Genomic DNA, 16,683 nt, shown 5'->3' with positions numbered 1-16,683 from the left:
GTGGGGGTGGGTGTGCGGGAGGGCTCCCGGGGTGATGCCGGAACGGCGACCAAAGCCACGGAACGCCCTTTACTCGTCAGGGGGAAATCAGCGACCGGATGGGTCAGCGCCAGTATGCACCATGGCTCCCACCCGGGCCGAATGGGTTCATTTACGTCACAGTGCGCGTCCTGCGTTGACTTTCCCGGCCATGCCCCCTGGAATGGTCCCAAGGGGGAAGCGATGCGACGTAGAACTGTGGCCGGTTCGGGCTCCGAGTCCGGGCGATCCGGTCGAGGGTTCACCTCCGGCTTTCGTGCACTGGCTGCCCCGCTGATCGTCGCCCTGGTCGGCGCGCTGACCGTGGGCCTGCTCACGCTCGGATCCTCGGTGGCCCCAGCCGTCGCAGTCCCGACCCCCACGCCGTCGCCCACCCCGTCACCCACCCCGTCACCCACCCCGAAATCGACGGAATCGACGAGCCCACCGATGCTGACCCCGGCGATCACGAGCCCGGCGCCGGGCAGCTTCGTCGGCAGCGGCACCACAACGGTATCCGGCACCGGCGAAATCGGGCGGGAAATCCAGCTGCTCTCCCCCGTCACCGGTCAGGACCCGCTCTGCTTCGCCGTGGTCGACGCCGCCGCGGAGTGGAGTTGCACGGCCGTGGCCCTGCCCAGCGGTCCCGAGGTGCGACTGCGCGTCGTCGTCACGGGCGCCGCGCAGTTGGCGGCCGAGCAGACCATCGCCGTGCTGGCCGCCCCGGTCGTGACCGGGGGCCCGACCGGCCTCGCGCTGACCAACGGCACGGTGCGCGGAAGCGGCTACCCGAAGGCATCCGTTGTCGTCACTTTGGCCGGAGGGAAGCGCTGCACGGCCACCGCCGACGCGTCCGGCGCCTGGTCCTGCACTTTCTCCGGCAACGTCGCCAACGGATCGGTCGCCGTGTCGGCGAGCCAGCAGACGTCCTACAGCAACCCCTCCTGGTCGAACGCGAGCGCACCGGTCAACCTCGACTTCGACCTCGACCGCCCGGGAGCACCCACAGTGAGCGCGCCCGTGGGTGGCGACCAGGTGCCGCTCACCGGCACCACCTACTCCGGATCCGGCGAGGATGACGCGACCGTGACGGTCTTCGCCGACGCCTACTCGGTCTGCAGCGCCATTGTCGTCTCCGGGTCCTGGAGCTGTGCGGCCGGTGGCGTCGCCGCCGGGTCCCACCGGGTCATTGCGGTGCAGCGGGACCCGGCCGGCAACCTGGGACCGGGCAGTTCCGGCGTGGAGGTGCTCTTCGGGGCTGCGGCCACGGTTCCGCCCGGCAGCGCCGGTCCCGCCACCCCGGCCCCGACCGCGGAGGCGACCGCCCCACCGTCAGAGTCCGCGCCGACCCCGCAATCGACCGAACCCGGCACCCCGGCACCGGGCCAGGAGTCGCCGGCCCCGCAGGCCGGACCGACCTCCGGAGCGGCACCCGCTCCGGTGCCGGGCGGGTGGAACGATCCGACCCTGTTCGCGACCGCAGTTCCGGCGCCGTGGTCCACGTCTCAGCTCTCTTGGGCACAGGCAGCACTCCTCGCCTTCGGCGCCCTGCTGCTGCTCTGCGTTCCCGCTCGGCTCCTGGCGGGAACCGTCTCCCGGGCCCGGAACGGTCGCCCGGTCTGGCAGGCCGTTTCGATCGCGGGCCGCAACCGCAGCCGCGTTGAGTTCGAAACCGCACCCGACGTGCCCCTGAACCGGTGGTTGGTGGCCGGTGCGGCCGTGACGGCAGCGGCGACGCTGGTCATGCTGTCGGGCCCGGTGACCAGCCAGCCGGCCTACCTGCGTCTGCTCCTGGCAGTCATGGCCGCCCTTATCGTCGTCAACGCGGTCGGAACGCTCGTGCCGCTTTGGTGGAGCTCCCGGGTCTGGCGCGAACGGGCATCCGTCGCCTTTCTCCCGCGCTACCTGCTGCTCGTCGCCGTGACCGCGCTCGCCTCCCGGGCTTTCGAGATTCACCCGGCCCTGGTCTTCGGGCTGCTCGGCTCGGTCGCGACGGCGCCCGGGTTGCCGGGGCGCAGACGCGGCCAGCTCGCAGCCGTGCGGGCCGGCAGCCTGACCGCGCTGGCCGCGATCGGATGGCTCTCGCTCGGCCTCCTGCCACAGGCCCACGGCTTCCTCAGCGCTTTCACGGCGGAGATCGCCAACAGCGTAGTGCTGGCCGCGATCGGTTCGGCCGCCTTCGTGCTGATCCCGATCGGACGAACCAGCGGGCGGAGCATCCTCGCCTGGTCGCCGCCGATCTGGGCGGCCCTGACCGTGCTGGCCTTCACAATCATGTTCGGGGTGCTCTCACCCGCCGGACTATTCTGGCCCGGCGACGGCAGCGTCAGCCTGTGGTGGGCGGGGGCCGGCGTGTTCGCGGCGCTCAGCGTGGGCGCCTGGGCCTGGCAGAGGTTCGTCGTGCCCGCCCGGCACTAGCGGTGCCTCCCGACTGCCCGCCCGATCGTAGTCCCCGAACCAATTCGACGGGGCGACGCGGTGGCGCGATGCCGGCCGCTCCCCCGCGACGGATCAAGCCAGACTGACGCGCGGCCGCAACGCCCGCCGTGCGCGACACGACCCCGAGCCTCGGGATGACCGTGATTGGGTCGTCGGGCGAGGTGTCCGCGAGTAGATAGCCGGCCGCTCCGCCCTCGATGGCCCTGGGCGGGTCCCCCGCACGCTATCGTCGGAAGGGTGCGCCTCGGAGTCCTTGATGTCGGTTCGAACACTGTCCACCTGCTGGTCGTCGACGCGCATGCGGGCGCCCAGCCGGTGCCGATGGCCTCCGACAAGTCCGTACTGCGGCTGATGCGCTACCTCACACCCGACGGAGCCATCACCGACGAGGGCTGCACCGCCGTGCTCGAGGCGGTGCGGAATGCGGCCGAGGTAGCCCGTCGACACCAGGTCGACGATCTGCTCCCATTCGCCACCTCCGCTCTGCGCGAGGCCTCGAACGGGCCCGAACTGCTCGCCCGGGTCGAGCGGGAAACGGGCGTCGCCCTGCAGGTCCTGTCCGGGGAGGACGAGGCACGACTGACCTTTCTGGCCGTCCGGCGCTGGTACGGCTGGTCGGCCAGGGACATCCTGCTCTTCGACATCGGCGGCGGCTCCCTTGAGATCGCCGCCGGCGCGAACGAAATCCCCGCCATCGCCCTGTCACTGCCCCTGGGAGCCGGCCGCTCCACCATCGGCTTCCTGCACGACGACCCTCCGCTGCCCAACCAGGTGTCCGCACTCCGCGCGCATGCCGCCGCGGTGCTCGCGGAGGCCGTGACCGCCTTCCAGGGACTCCCAGCGCCGCATCACGTGGTCGGTTCGTCCAAGACCATCCGGTCCTTGGCCAAACTGGCCGGCTCCACGTCGGAGGGCTTCGGCTCAGGCGAACGAATGCTGCTGACGCGTTCCCAGCTGGCCGATTGGGTCCCGCGGCTGGCCCGGATCCCGGCTGAGGCCCGTCCGGCACTGCCCGGCATCACGGCAGACCGCACCTTCCAGATCGTGGCCGGTGGCATCGTTCTCAGCGCGGCGATGGCCGCCTTCGGCGTGACCGAGCTGGAAGTGTCCCCTTGGGCGCTGCGCGAGGGCATCATCCTGAGGTACCTCGACCACCTTGAGTAGTCTCCCCAACCAAGTCGACGGAGATTTTGGCAAGAATGGCTCCGAATCGCCCGAAACTGTGCCCCGAGCCTAAAATCTCCGTCGAATTGGTTGCAGCGCCCGTGATCCCGGGTGGCGACACACCGATGCCCTGGCCGGGAACTCTCCGGGCATCGGCCGGTGTGGCGGAGTAGGTCAGCGCAGCGCCTTCGCCTTCAGCGCCGCGTACTCCTCGCCGGTGATCGTGCCGCTGTCGAACAGCGCCTTCGCCTTCACAATCTCGTCAGCGGAGCCACCCGACCCGGCGACGGAGCGCACGTACTCCTCCGTGGCCTGCTGGTTGCGCTGGGCCGCCTGCATCTGGCGCGCGGCCATGCCCTTGCCTCGGGCGATCAGATAGACGAGGGAAGTCAGGAACGGCACGAAGATGAGGAACAGCATCCACGCGGCCTTGGCCCAGCCGTTGAGCGTGTTGTCACGGAAGATGTCCCCGATGATCGAGAACAGCACCATCAGATAGGCGATGAACGCGAAGGTCCAAAAGAAGAACCAGATGACATCCCACGTTGCTTCCAGAAAATCCATAGTTGTTCCTCCGTCGTCGGGGAAGGGCACGTAGCAGGAGGCAACGGCCGTTTCACTGGAGGATGGTAGCGCGACCAAACCGGCGCGGAAAGGCCCCGTCACGCCGCAGAAACGCCCTTGAGGACCTCCAGGCAGGCCCCCGCCACAGCGGTTCGAAACTGGTTTTCTCTGCAGCCGCCGATCTTCCGGGGGCATTTCCACACGGTGCGCCCGACCGGCGTGTCCGATGCCCAGGTCATGAACGATGCACTTCCGACTAGCGCCGCCCGGGCCGATGCGAAGGTGCACGCGAGTTGAGTCACGCTCCGGGAGATGTTCCTTCCCTCGACGGTGGGTTCTGGTGTTTCACCCTGTCCCGATGCCGGTGCAAGCTGCTCGGCTCTGGCCTGCACGGCAAGCGGTGACGGCGGGCACTCTGACTAGCGACCGCCGGGCACCGGTATTGCCCGGTGCGGATGCGCATGGTGCGTGGTGCCCCCGCTGGGGGTCGAACCCAGACTGTGACGATTTTAAGTCGTCTGCCTCTGCCATTGGGCTACGGGGGCGCGTCCGGAGAGTCCGAACGCCTCAAGCGTAGGCGCTGCGGGCGCCGCGGCTTCAACCGCTGACGCCCGCAGACCCTGCTATTTGGCGGCTGCGGTCTCCGCAGCCTGCTCGGCTGTTTTCTCGGCCGCCGTCTTGCGCGGGGCGCGAGGTGCCCGCGCCTTGACGGCGGGGACCGTAACGGACGAAGCCGCGGTGGCGGTGGGCTGCGCCGCGGCCGCGCTCACCGGTGCCTTGGCCGGAGCCACGGCCTCTGCGGCGGGCTTGGGACGCGAGGCGAACTCAACGAACGTGGCCCGCGGGTTTTCCGTCGCGGCCAGAGACACGATGTCGCGCCCGAGGAAGAAGTTGTTCACCCAGCCCCAAACGACGCGCAGTTTGCGCTCCCAGCTCGGCATGGCCAGGCCGTGGTAGCCGCGGTGCGCGAACCAGGCCGGCAGACCCTTGATGGCGATCTTGCCGGACTGGAAGACACCGGAGCCGGTGCCGAGGCCGGCAACGGCGCCGAGGTTCTTATGCAGGTACTCCTTGGGAGCCTCCTCGCGCAGAACCGCGACGATGTTCTTCGCGAGAAGCTTGCCCTGGCGCACCGCGTGCTGGGCGTTGGGCACGCAGAAACCGCCCACGCCGCCGCCGCTGAGGTCAGGCACGGCCGTGATGTCGCCGGCGCCCCAGGCGTCGGCGATGATCTCGTCCTCGGTGCCGACGCGCAGGTCCGGGCGAACCTGCAGGCGCCCGCGTTCTTCGATCGGAAGGTCGGTGTGGCGCACGATGGCCGGATTCGCCATGACTCCGGCGGTCCAGACGATCAGGTCGGTCTCGAAGCTCTCACCGGTGGAGAGCTCGATCCTGCCGTCGACCGCGCTGGTCAGCTGCGTATTGAGGTGGATCTGCGCGCCGCGCTCGTCGAGGTGCTTGATGACCCAGAGGCTGGTGGGCAGGGAAACCTCAGGCATGATGCGCCCCATGGCCTCGATCAAATGGAAGTGGGTGTCGTCGAACCCGATCTGCGGGTAGGACTTGAGTAGCGAAGAGGCGAATGAGCGCAGCTCGGCGAAGACCTCGATGCCCGCGAAACCGCCGCCGATGACGACGAATGTGAGCAAGCGGTCGCGCTCGGGGCCGGCCGGCAGCAGGGCAGCCTTGTCGAAGTTGGTGAGAACGCGATCGCGGATGGCGACGGCCTCCTCGATGGTCTTGAGCCCGATCGCCTGGTCGGCGACGCCCGGGATCGGGAAGGTGCGGGACACGGCGCCGGCCGTCACGACGACGATGTCGTAGACGAATTCATACGGCTCACCGATCGGCGGGGTAATGGTCGCCGTCTTGGTGGCGTGGTCTATGTGGGTGACCTTGGCCGTGACGACGACAGTCTTCTTCAGGTGGCGACGGTGAGCGACGACGGCGTGTCGGGCCTCGATGGACCCGGCCGCGACCTCCGGCAGGAACGGCTGGTAGGTCATGTAGGGAAGCGGGTCGACCATGGTGACCTCAGCCTCGCCGGTGCGGAGCCATTTCTCCAGCTTCCACGCAGTGTAGAACCCGGCGTATCCGCCACCGACAATCAGAATTTTGGGCACTAGGGAAGTCCTCCTACAAGATTTGGATGCGCGAAAACTTACCGTTTTGATCGTATTCGCTTGATGTGCCGAGTGGCCCCGATGCCGAACAGCGTTACTAGAGTACCAAACCCGACCAGCACCATGAGCGGCACGCTGACATACGTCAGGGTGAGCGGGGTGGGCAACCACGCCGCGGCCACGCTCGGCAGCGGTCGCTCCGGGTCGTCCTTCGGGGCCACGGGTTCTTGCGTCGCGGTGTCCGGTGTGGGCGCCAGTTCGGTGTCGGCCCGCCGGTGCACCCGGATCCATTCCTCCAGCAGGGCCGCCGGTTCCGGGCTGGCGGACGCGGGGACGAAAGCGGTGACCGCCGCCGCAGCGTCGATCAGGCCGTTGCCGTAGATGGGGCTGGGCACCTCGCGACCGTTGGCGTCGGCAGTCGCAATGACCCGGTTCATCACCTCGGCCGCGTCGAGCCGGGGATAGGCGGCACGCACGAGCGCGACGAGTCCCGACACGATGGGTGCGGACGCACTGGTGCCGTTCCACTGCACGTAGCCGCCGCCGGGAACGACGCCGACGAGCTGTTCGCTGGGCGCCGCCACGGAGATCGTGATGCCCTGCGAGGAGGCGTCGAAGCTGGCGCCCTTGTTGCGGTCGACGCCGGCGACGGTCAATACGCCGGGGATTGTGGCCGGGGCACCTACCTCAGTTGTTCCGCTACCCCGGTTTCCGGCGGCGGCCACGACGACGACGTCGTTTTCGAAGGCGTAAAGGAACGCGTCATCCCAGCTCGACGGCCAGTCCAGGGTGTTGCGCGTGAGCGACATGTTGATCACGTCAGCGCCGTTGTCGACGGCCCAGCGGACGCCCTCGGCAATTTGGTCGTCGTTGCTGAGGGTGGCGTCGCTGCTGCCGAAGGCCACTGAGACAGCCAAGATCGACGCCTCTGGTGCCACACCCAGCACACCCGATCCTTCCCCCGTGCCGCGGCCAGCCAGGAGAGAGGCCACCAGCGTGCCGTGCTCGCTGCCTTCGCCGACGGGCGTCTGCCCGTTGGCGGAGCCGAGCCCGGAGACATCCGTGCCCCCGGTGACCGCGCCGGTGAGCTCAGGCACACTCGTGTCGACGCCCGTGTCGATGACGGCGACCGTCACCCCCGCCCCACGGGTCGTGTTCCAGGCCTTGGTGAATCCGTAATCGTTCAGCCAGTACTCCAGGTCGCGCACCTGCGTGTTTGCCGCGTAGGCAGGGAAGGCCGGTGCGATGGATGCCGACCCCAGCACCACGGTGAGGGCCACGGCAACGCCCGCACCCGCTCGAAACCAAGCGGAGTGGGTCACGCGTCGGCCGCGGTGTAGTCGAGGCACTCGCAGACGGTGGGGGTCCAGGCCGCCCGCGCGAGGGCGAAGTCTCCGATCGGGTTCACGCCGGGCCCCGCGGCCAAGGAGTGTGCGGCCAGCGCGTGCAGGCATTTCACGCGCTCGGGCATGCCGCCGGAGGAGATGCCGGCGATTTCCGGCACCGTGCCCAGGGTCTCGCGGTCGGACAGGAAGCTCTCGTGCGCCCGACGGTAGCGGGCGCGCACGTGTTCGTCATCGGCGAGGAGCTGGTTGTATTCGTTCATCACCTGGGTGGCCTCGAGGAACGACAGTGCGGCGGTGGCCGCCGGGTGGGTCAGGTAGTACAGGGTGGGGAACGGGGTTCCGTCGGCGAGGCGGGGCGCCGTGGCCACCACCGTCGGGGCGCCGCACACGCACCGCCCGGCGATGCCGACGACGTTGCGGGCCGGGCGGCCGAGCTGGGCGGACACGATCGCAATGTCGGACTCGGTGACCGGTTCGAAGGGGGGCCGGGTCATTTCGCGGCCTCGGGAGCCAGACCGGCCGTCATTACGGAGGCGAACATTGAAGACAGCCAATCGACGTTGGTGGTTTGGATGGTGGGGGTGGCGACCGACTCGGCAGCACCGCCGGCGACGGGCAACGCCAGGTCGTTGATGACGAGGAAGCTCACGTCGCCGGGCAGCACGTACGACAGCCGGTCCCGGGCCTGGGTGGTGACGTAGGTGCGGTCGTTCCAGCGCTCCCGCTCGCTCTTGAGCTCTTCCACGGCGCCCTGCTGTGCCTCGACTGCGGCCGTGAGCCGGTCGATCTGCTGGCGCTGATCCACAAAGGTACGGATGCCGGGAGCGAGGACGACGACGGCCATGATCAGCAGCCCCATCATCACCAGGGAGAACCCGGACAGTCGTAGGCCCCTCAGCCATCGGGCGGCCGGGGTCTCGGTGTCGGGGAGCGCTACGGGCGTGCGGTCTGCACGTTTCTTGGCCACGGCCGCTCCCTTCCCGCATCGGTGATCGCGGTTGTCCCGCAAAGGAACCCTAACCGCAAAAGGACAAAAAAATGGAGCCCTCGAGGCGTGGGCCGTAACCCGCGCCGCGAGGGCTCCAGTCAATCTACGCCTTGAAGCGTGGGAAAGCGGAGCGGCCCGCGTACACAGCGGCCTCGCCCAGTTCTTCTTCGATCCGAAGCAGCTGGTTGTACTTCGCGACGCGCTCGCTGCGTGCGGGCGCTCCGGTCTTGATCTGGCCGGCATCCGTTGCAACCGCGAGGTCGGCGATGAAGGTGTCTTCGGTTTCACCGGAGCGGTGCGAGATGACAGCGGTGTAGCCGGCGCGCTGCGCGAGGGAAACCGCATCGAGGGTCTCGGTCAGAGTGCCGATCTGGTTGACCTTGACCAGGATGGAGTTGGCGGTGCCGAGGGCCAGGCCCTTGGCCAGACGAACCGGGTTGGTCACGAACAGGTCGTCTCCGACGATCTGGACCTTGTCGCCGAGTTCGGCGGTGAGGTGCACGTAGCCCTCCCAGTCGTCTTCCTCGAGCGGGTCTTCGATCGAGACGAGCGGGTAGGCGCCCACGAGCTCGACGTAGTAGGCGGACAGCTCAGAGGCGGTGAGTTCCTTGCCCTCGAAGTGGTAGACGCCATCCTTGTAGAACTCGGACGCGGCGCAGTCGAGCGCAAGGCCGATGTCCTTGCCGGGCGTGTAGCCGGCGTTCTGGATGGCTTCGACGATGAGGTCGAGTGCGGCACGGTTGCTCGGCAGGTTGGGGGCGAAGCCACCCTCGTCGCCGAGGCCGGTAGAGAGGCCCTTGGACTTGAGCAGCGCCTTCAGGGCGTGGTAGGTCTCTGTGCCCCAGCGGAGGCCCTCGGCGAAGGACTCGGCGCCGAGCGGGACAACCATGAATTCCTGGATGTCCACGTCGTTGTCGGCGTGGGAGCCACCGTTGATGATGTTCATCATCGGGACCGGCAGGGTGTGCGCGTTCGGGCCACCGAGGTAACGGAACAGCGGCAGGCCGGCCGACGTGGCAGCTGCCTTGGCGACGGCCAGGCTGACGCCGAGGATGGCGTTGGCGCCGACGCGGTGCTTGTTGTCGGTTCCGTCGGTCTCGTTCAGGACGGCGTCGATGATGCGCTGGTCTGCGGCCTCGAGGTCTTCGACTGCCGGACCGAGCTCGTCGATGACGGCGTCAACGGCCTTGAGAACGCCCTTGCCCAAATAACGTGACTTGTCGCCGTCGTGAAGCTCGTAAGCCTCGAACGCACCGGTGGATGCGCCGGACGGAACGGCGGCGCGGCTAACCGAACCGTCATCAAGCAATACCTCGACCTCGACGGTCGGGTTGCCTCTGGAGTCAAGAATCTCGCGTGCTACTACTGCCTCAATGAGAGCCACAGCTATCTCCTGTTTCCTATATTTTTTAATTGTTGGGGTGTTGGTCTGAAGGAATCAAGGAAGACAGCGCCGTGTTCCAATCCGGTAACAGTCTAGCGACTGGGCTCAGCCGCCGAGGGAACGGAACTCAAGGTCGGCTTCGCCGGGTGCGCCGTTTCCGACGAAGGCGTAGCGTCCATATCCCGCTCCGGCCGCGCGTTCCAGCAGTGCCTTGACGTTCTTGGTGCGCTGTTCGAGGCGCACCCGGAGACCCTGTTCGACCAGTGTTTGTTTCAGCGCCACGAGCTGGGCGGAATCTGTTCCCTTCTCGTACACCAGCACGACGGCGTTCTCGGAGGATGCGGCATCCGCCCCCAACAGGTCGACGATGCGTTCGAATCCGATTGAGAAACCGCAGGCCGGCACGTCGGTGCCGAGGAAACGGCCGATCATTCCGTCGTACCGGCCGCCGCCGCCGAGGGAGTAGCCGAGGTCCGGGTGGCTGATCTCGAAGATGGTGCCCGTGTAGTAGCCCATCCCGCGCACGAGGGTCGGGTCGAAGACGAGCCGCACCCCGGGCATCGCGGCACGAAGCGCGAGCAGATCGGCGTAGGCATCGGTGTCGAGCCAGACCGGCGGAGCCGAATCGGCGGCGTTCCAACCGGCGTCGGCGATCCCGTTCAGGGTCTCGGCGACGTCAGCGGTGGAGATGCCCAGACCGCCGAGCTCGGCGACGACCCCGTCGACGCCGATCTTGTCGAGCTTGTCGATCACGATCAGCGCACGTTCGTTCAGTTCGGGCGCCACCTTCCAGTGCGCGAGCAGCGTGGTCAGGATGCGCCGGTCATTGATGCGGATCGAGCACCCGGTCAGGCCGAGGGCGTCAAGCGCGGCGGCGGTCGCCGTGATCAGCTCGATCTCGGCGAGCAGCCCTGACTCGCCGATGATGTCGATGTCGCACTGCACGAACTGACGATAGCGACCCTTCTGCGGGCGCTCCGCCCGCCAGACCGGCGCGATCTGGATCGCGCGGAACACCGTCGGCAGCTCCGCACGGTGAGTGGCGTAGAAGCGGGCCAGCGGCACGGTGAGGTCGAACCGGAGACCCAGGTCGGCCAGCGCGAGAAGGTCGCCGGACTCGGCGGCGGCCGCGGCATCCGCCGGTTTGAGGCCACGCTTCATCACGGCGAAGGCGAGCTTCTCGTTGTCGCCGCCGAGCCCTGAGTGCAGCCGCGCGGCGTCTTCCATGACCGGGGTTTCGATCTCATCGAAGCCGTGCGCGGCGAAACTGCGCCGGATCACGGCCAGCGCGTGCTCCCTCGAGGCCTTGTCGGCGGGGAGGAAGTCGCGCATGCCGCGGGGAGGGGTCACTGGTGTTGCCATAGCCCTAATTGTGCCAGTTCGGATCAGCCCGACGGTTCGGGGTGGCGTCGGTTCGGATCAGGCTCAGAGGGCGCCGCCTGCCGTACCTGGGGCGTCGGAGTCGACGGTGCCGCCGGTCACGGTCTCCCGGGCGATGTAGTTCTCAATGTCGAAAAGATTGTCGCCGGCACGCTGAGCGATGGTCAGGAGGGTGGACATGGAGGCCACTTCCTCGACCTGCTCCTTCAGGAACCAGAGCATCGCCTGCTCTCCGAGGGCGTCGCCGTCGGCGCGCGCGGCCCGGAACATGGCCTCGATCTGCGCGGTGACCTGCTTCTCCTGGGCGAGCGCCAGCGCGATGGGCTCGACCGCTCTGGTAAAGTCGTTGCGCACGGCAGGGATCCCGGGGATTTCGACTCCCAGGTCGCGGTCGAGGCGGTACTGCACGAGCATCATGGCGTGGTTGCGTTCTTCAATGGACTGCGCGTAGAAATGCGCGGCCAGCCGCGGCAGAGCCTGGTTGTCGAACCAGACGGCGATGGCGATGTACTGCTGCGATGCAGCGAATTCGTTGCCGATCTGGGCGGACAGAAGGTCATTGAAGGATGTCTGGCTCATGGTTTGACGGTACCGCCTCTGCCCGGTCGGCATCACCACGAAATAACTGCGGGCCGGAGGATCAGCCGGGGAGACCGATGATCCCGGCATCGGCGACGTCGATGCCGCGGGCATCCGTTGTCTCGGCCTCCCGAATCTCGTCCTGCAACCCGCGGAGCGCCGTGCGCAGCGCACGCTCGGAGTCCAGTCCCTGGCTCTTGGCCGCGGACACGATCGCCAGCAGCAGCGGGCCGAGCTGGTCCTCGCTTTCGATCGGGAGCGGAAACGCCGCCTCGGAGCCGAGCAAACCGATCTTCTGAGCCCGGCCGAGCACCTTGTCGGCGAGCGCGAGCGCCGGCATGCCCTGCGGGATGCCATCGAGCACGCTCGTGCGGGATGGTTTCTCGGCGGCCTTGAAGTCGTCCCAGGCGAGGGCCACGTCGTCGGCCGTCTCCAGGTTCACGTCGCCGAAGACATGCGGATGCCGCCCCACCATTTTCGCGGTCATCTGCGCAGCGACATCCTGAATGTCAAAGCCCTCACCCGGAGTGTGCGCGGCGAGGTCGGCGTGGAAGATGACCTGATAGAGCACATCGCCGAGCTCCTCCAGCAGCTCGTCGCGGCTGCCGGACTCGATCGCCTCGATCAGTTCGTGCGTCTCCTCAGTCAGGTATTGCACCAGCGACTCGTGGGTCTGTTCCGCGTCCCACGGGCACCCGCCCGGGGCACGTAGCAGGGCCACCACGCGCACGAGCTCATCGAGGCTGGAGGCGGAGGCAAGCCCGGTGGGAAGGTCTGAAGAGGTCACGCGACAACTCTAATCGCCCCGAATTGCCGGGGAACCGCGGGGCTGCTCCGCCGGGCTGGGCCTGCCACGGGCATCCGCGGAGGTTGCATCCGGTATCGGCGGCCGCGACCTTACCTGCGGACATTTTCGCAACACGCCGCTGATCGGGCCGAGATAGCCGGCGTTTCGCGAAAATCTCCTCAGTTACGTGCGGACGGATGCCCCGGCTTGGCCCTGCCGCGGCGCGCGGGGCTCATGCATCAGGCGACCGCGGCGACGGGGCGCGGGAAGAGCGCGTCGAGCAGGGTGCCGGCCCACGCGATCAGCGCGGCGTCCCCGAGCGGTTCCCCGTTGACGCGCGGCAGGGGAACGGTGAGCGAGCCGTTCTGGGTGAAGTATCGCGAGCCCGGGTACATGCGTTGCAGACGCACCTGCATCGAGTCGGCGAGGTCCGCCGGCGACACCCGCAGGTTCGGTCCCATGGCCACGACCTCGCCGAGGCCGGCCTGTTGGGCCATCCAGCGCAGGCGTGACACCAGCACCAGATGCTGCACGGGCTGCGGGGGTTCGCCGTAGCGGTCGGTGAGTTCCTCGAGCACCAGGTCGATCTGGTTTTTCGCGGCCGTGGGTGAGCTGGCCGCGGAGAGCTTCTGATAGGCCTCGAGACGCAGCCGCTCGCTGTCGACGTAGTCCTCGGGGATGTGCGCGTCGACGGGCAGTTCCAGCCGCAGCTCGGTCTGCCCCTCGGCGACGTCGCCGCGGAAGGCGCTGACGGCTTCGCCGATCATGCGCAGGTAGAGGTCGAAGCCCACCCCGGCGATGTGCCCGGCCTGTTCGCCGCCGAGCAGGTTGCCGGCGCCGCGGATCTCGAGGTCCTTCAGCGCGACCTGCATTCCGGCGCCGAGCTCGTTGTTCGCCGCGATCGTGGCCAGGCGGTCGTGCGCGATCTCGGTCAGTGGCTTGTTCTCGTCGTAGAGGAAGTAGGCGTAGGCGCGTTCGCGGCCACGGCCGACCCGCCCGCGCAGCTGGTGCAGCTGACTGAGCCCGAACTTGTCGGCCCGGTCGATGATGATCGTGTTCGCGTTCGCGATGTCGAGCCCGGTCTCGATGATCGTGGTCGAGACGAGCACATCGAACTTGCGCTCCCAGAAGTCCACGACGACCTGCTCGAGCTGGGCCTCGGGCAGCTGGCCGTGCGCCACCGCGATGCGCGCCTCGGGCACGAGCTCGGCGAGCGCGGCGGCCACCCGGTTGATGCTGGACACCCGGTTGTGCACAAGGAAGATCTGCCCCTCCCGCAGCAGCTCCCGGCGGATGGCCGCGGCCACCTGGCGATCGGAGTACGGTCCGACGAAGGTGAGAATCGGGTGCCGGTCCTCCGGCGGGGTGGCCAGCGTGGACATCTCCCGGATGCCGGTGACCGCCATCTCCAGTGTGCGCGGGATGGGCGTGGCGCTCATGGCGAGGATGTCCACGTTGGTCTTCAGCTTTTTCAGGGCGTCCTTGTGCTCCACACCGAAACGCTGCTCTTCGTCAATGATCACGAGGCCCAGGTCCTTGAACACGATGGAGTCCGACAGCAGCCGGTGCGTGCCGATCACGAGGTCGACGGTGCCGTCGAGCATTCCGGCGATGGTCTCGCGAGACTCTTTCTCGGTCTGGAACCGGCTGAGGGCGCGCAGGTGCACGGGGAACCCGGCGAAGCGCTCCTGGAACGTTTCCATGTGCTGGCGCACAAGCAGGGTCGTCGGCACGAGCATCACGACCTGCTTGCCGTCCTGGATTGCCTTGAACGCGGCGCGCACGGCCACCTCGGTCTTGCCGAACCCGACGTCGCCGGAGAGCAGCCGGTCCATCGGGATGGGCCGTTCCATGTCGGCCTTGACCTCGTCGATGGTGGTGAGCTGGTCGGGCGTCTCCGCGAATGGGAAGGCCTCCTCCAGCTCGCGCTGCCAGGGGGTGTCAGGGCCGAACGCGTGACCCTTGCTGGCCATCCGTGCGGAGTAGAGCTTGACGAGTTCGACAGCGATGTCCCGTACGGCGCGACGCGCCTTGGTCTTCGCGGCGGACCAATCGCTGCCGCCCATCTTGCTCAGTGCCGGAGCCTCGCCGCCGACGTAGCGGCTGACCAGGTCGAGTTGGTCGGTGGGCACGTAGAGCTTGTCGCCCGGGTGCCCGCGCTTGGACGGCGCGTACTCGAGCACGAGGTACTCGCGCTTGGTCTTGACCGGGTTGCGGCCGCCGCTGGAGACCTCGCGCTGGGTGAGCTCGATGAAACGGCCGATGCCGTGCGTCTGGTGCACGACGTGGTCGCCGGCCTTCAACTGCAGCGGGTCCACGACGTTCTTGCGGCGGCTGGCCAGCTTCTTCACTTGGCGCGCGTCGTAGCCGACCGTGCGGCCGTAGAACTCGGACTCGCTGACGAGAGTGAACTTCGTCTCCGGCAGTTCGAAACCGTGGTCGACGGATGCCTGCAGCAGGTACGCGATGCCGGGTTCCGGTGTGCCGGGCCATTCCGTGACGATGCGGGCCGGAAGCTCCCGCTCGGCCAGCACATCGGCGGCGCGTTCGACCAGCCCGGCACCCTGTGCGACGATGCCGACGGTCCAGCCGGCCTTCATCCGCTCGGACAGGTGGCCGACGGCACCCTCGACGCTTCCCTGAAAGCTCGGAACGGCGTCGCCCTCGACCCGGACGGTGAGCAGGTCGTCGATTTCGCGGTGCTCCGGCAGCACAGGGGCATCCGTCGGCGCAGCTTGGAAAGAGCTCAGGGTCCACCACACGTGCGCGGATGCCGGGGCGCCGGGCGCACTGAACTGCACGGCCTCCCTCAGCCGCCCGAGGGTGAGGAAGTCGCCGGACTCCAGGTCGATCGGCGCCTCGGCGCCCGCGGTCGCGGCGCTCCACGCTGCACCGAGGAATTCCCGGTTCGTCTCGGCCAGACTGATCGCCCGCGAGGCAACACGCTCGGGCGAGATCACGGCGACGGCCGCCCCAGCGGGCAGGTAGTGGGTGATCGGAACGAGCCGGTCGAGAAGAGCGGGTGCAAGGCTCTCCATACCTTCGACCGGGATGCCCTCGGCAATCTTGGCGAGCAGGCCGGACAGGCTCGGAAACTCGTGCTGCATCTCGCGGGCCCGCTGCCGCACGGCGGGGCTGAGCAAAAGTTCGCGGCTCGGCGGCAGGCTGACCGACGCGACCGGGTCGGGGAATGAACGTTGGTCGGCGACCGAGAACGCGCGGATCTGCTCGACCTCGTCGCCGAAGAATTCAACCCGGAATGGGTGTGGGGCGATCGACGGGAAGACGTCCAGGATGCCTCCGCGCACGGCGAATTCGCCGCGCCGGGTGACCATGTCCACGCGGGCGTAGGCCACGTCGACGAGCTGGCGGGCGATGGCGGAGAGGTCATGGCCGCGCTGGCCCGCGACCAGATCGATCGGCTCATAGTCGGTGAGGTTGTCGGCCACGGGCTGCAGCGCGGCGCGCACGGAGGCGATGACGATCAGGGGGCGCCCTGCGGTGGGGCCGCTTTCCTCCCACTCGCGCATCCGTCGGAGGGCGAATAGGCGCTTGCCGACGATCTCGGCACTGGGGCTGAGGCGCTCATGCGGGAGCGTCTCCCAGGCCGGGAAGTCGATGATTTCGGCGTTGTCGGTGAAAGAGGCGAGATTCTCGTGCAACGACTCCGACTCCCGACCGGTGGCGGTGATCAGGAGCAGGGCCGGGGCTTTGCCCAGCTGCACGCGCTGCGCGAGCAGTGCGGCGAGCAGCGGCGCACGCAGCCCTTCGGTGAGAGAGAAGTCGACGTCGCGGTTCGCGAAAGCGAGCGCGTTGTCGAATGTGGAGGCGCGCGAAAGTGTGGCAATTATGCCCTGGAGAGTCACTGGACAAGTCTACGCAACCCGGCTGAAAGCCACCCCGCGCCCCGG

General features: G+C 68.2%; 12 protein-coding genes and 1 tRNA gene. 2 read left to right on the top strand and 11 right to left on the bottom strand.

The annotated features are described in order from the left end of the window. Positions 1-222: 222 nt before the first annotated feature. Together E3O65_RS06360 and E3O65_RS06355 are read left to right on the top strand one after the other, a co-directional pair. Positions 223-2,436, top strand: a complete 2,214-nt coding sequence (locus E3O65_RS06360) for a hypothetical protein (RefSeq protein ID WP_134362898.1) — start codon at positions 223-225, stop codon at positions 2,434-2,436. A 258-nt stretch (positions 2,437-2,694) separates the two neighbouring features. Then, on the top strand, positions 2,695-3,621 hold the full coding sequence (locus tag E3O65_RS06355; protein WP_134362897.1) for a Ppx/GppA phosphatase family protein: 927 nt from the start codon (positions 2,695-2,697) through the stop codon (positions 3,619-3,621). Between the two features lie 174 nt (positions 3,622-3,795). Here E3O65_RS06355 and E3O65_RS06350 read toward each other — a convergent pair whose 3' ends face one another. The 11 genes from E3O65_RS06350 to mfd form a co-directional block, all read right to left on the bottom strand. Continuing rightward, positions 3,796-4,185 (bottom strand): SHOCT domain-containing protein, encoded by a 390-nt coding sequence (locus E3O65_RS06350; RefSeq protein ID WP_134362896.1) that lies wholly within the window; start codon positions 4,183-4,185, stop codon positions 3,796-3,798. A 469-nt stretch (positions 4,186-4,654) separates the two neighbouring features. Next, a tRNA-Leu gene (locus tag E3O65_RS06345) sits at positions 4,655-4,730 on the bottom strand. A gap of 78 nt (positions 4,731-4,808) precedes the next feature. Further along, positions 4,809-6,308 carry an NAD(P)/FAD-dependent oxidoreductase gene (locus E3O65_RS06340; RefSeq protein ID WP_134362895.1) on the bottom strand — a complete coding sequence of 500 codons (1,500 nt, stop codon included), beginning with the start codon at positions 6,306-6,308 and terminating at the stop codon, positions 4,809-4,811. Positions 6,309-6,346: 38 nt separating this feature from the next. After that, entirely contained in the window at positions 6,347-7,630 is a 1,284-nt protein-coding gene (locus tag E3O65_RS06335; RefSeq protein WP_134362894.1) for a S8 family serine peptidase, read from the bottom strand. Then, on the bottom strand, positions 7,627-8,148 hold the full coding sequence (locus E3O65_RS06330) for a DUF501 domain-containing protein (protein ID WP_134362893.1): 522 nt from the start codon (positions 8,146-8,148) through the stop codon (positions 7,627-7,629). Before E3O65_RS06330 ends, E3O65_RS06335 begins: the two co-directional genes overlap by 4 nt. Then, a complete protein-coding gene (locus tag E3O65_RS06325; protein ID WP_134362892.1) occupies positions 8,145-8,621 on the bottom strand; it encodes an FtsB family cell division protein in 477 nt (158 codons plus the stop codon). Before E3O65_RS06325 ends, E3O65_RS06330 begins: the two co-directional genes overlap by 4 nt. 124 nt (positions 8,622-8,745) lie before the next feature. Next, complete coding sequence (gene eno / locus E3O65_RS06320; RefSeq protein WP_134362891.1) at positions 8,746-10,026, bottom strand: phosphopyruvate hydratase; 1,281 nt, start codon at positions 10,024-10,026, stop codon at positions 8,746-8,748. A gap of 105 nt (positions 10,027-10,131) precedes the next feature. Beyond that, complete coding sequence (gene hisS / locus E3O65_RS06315; RefSeq protein ID WP_134362890.1) at positions 10,132-11,388, bottom strand: histidine--tRNA ligase; 1,257 nt, start codon at positions 11,386-11,388, stop codon at positions 10,132-10,134. 63 nt (positions 11,389-11,451) lie between these two features. Then, on the bottom strand, positions 11,452-11,985 hold the full coding sequence (locus E3O65_RS06310) for a ferritin (RefSeq protein ID WP_134362889.1): 534 nt from the start codon (positions 11,983-11,985) through the stop codon (positions 11,452-11,454). Between the two features lie 61 nt (positions 11,986-12,046). Further along, positions 12,047-12,772 carry a nucleoside triphosphate pyrophosphohydrolase gene (locus E3O65_RS06305; protein ID WP_134362888.1) on the bottom strand — a complete coding sequence of 242 codons (726 nt, stop codon included), beginning with the start codon at positions 12,770-12,772 and terminating at the stop codon, positions 12,047-12,049. A 239-nt stretch (positions 12,773-13,011) separates the two neighbouring features. Next, positions 13,012-16,638 carry a transcription-repair coupling factor gene (mfd, locus tag E3O65_RS06300; protein WP_134362887.1) on the bottom strand — a complete coding sequence of 1,209 codons (3,627 nt, stop codon included), beginning with the start codon at positions 16,636-16,638 and terminating at the stop codon, positions 13,012-13,014. Between the last annotated feature and the right edge of the window lie 45 nt (positions 16,639-16,683).

This window comes from Cryobacterium breve, assembly GCF_004402375.1.
Lineage (GTDB): Bacteria > Actinomycetota > Actinomycetes > Actinomycetales > Microbacteriaceae > Cryobacterium > Cryobacterium breve.
Note: the sequence above shows the minus strand (reverse complement) of the source record. Positions and strands in the feature narration are given on the sequence as shown.

Coding starts and splice junctions, on each gene's coding strand:
- E3O65_RS06310 (WP_134362889.1), bottom strand. CDS start 11,985: ATGAGCCAGACATCCTTCAATGACCTTCTGTCCGCCCAGATCGGCAAC.
- E3O65_RS06360 (WP_134362898.1), top strand. CDS start 223: ATGCGACGTAGAACTGTGGCCGGTTCGGGCTCCGAGTCCGGGCGATCC.
- E3O65_RS06330 (WP_134362893.1), bottom strand. CDS start 8,148: ATGACCCGGCCCCCCTTCGAACCGGTCACCGAGTCCGACATTGCGATC.
- E3O65_RS06350 (WP_134362896.1), bottom strand. CDS start 4,185: ATGGATTTTCTGGAAGCAACGTGGGATGTCATCTGGTTCTTCTTTTGG.
- hisS (WP_134362890.1), bottom strand. CDS start 11,388: ATGGCAACACCAGTGACCCCTCCCCGCGGCATGCGCGACTTCCTCCCC.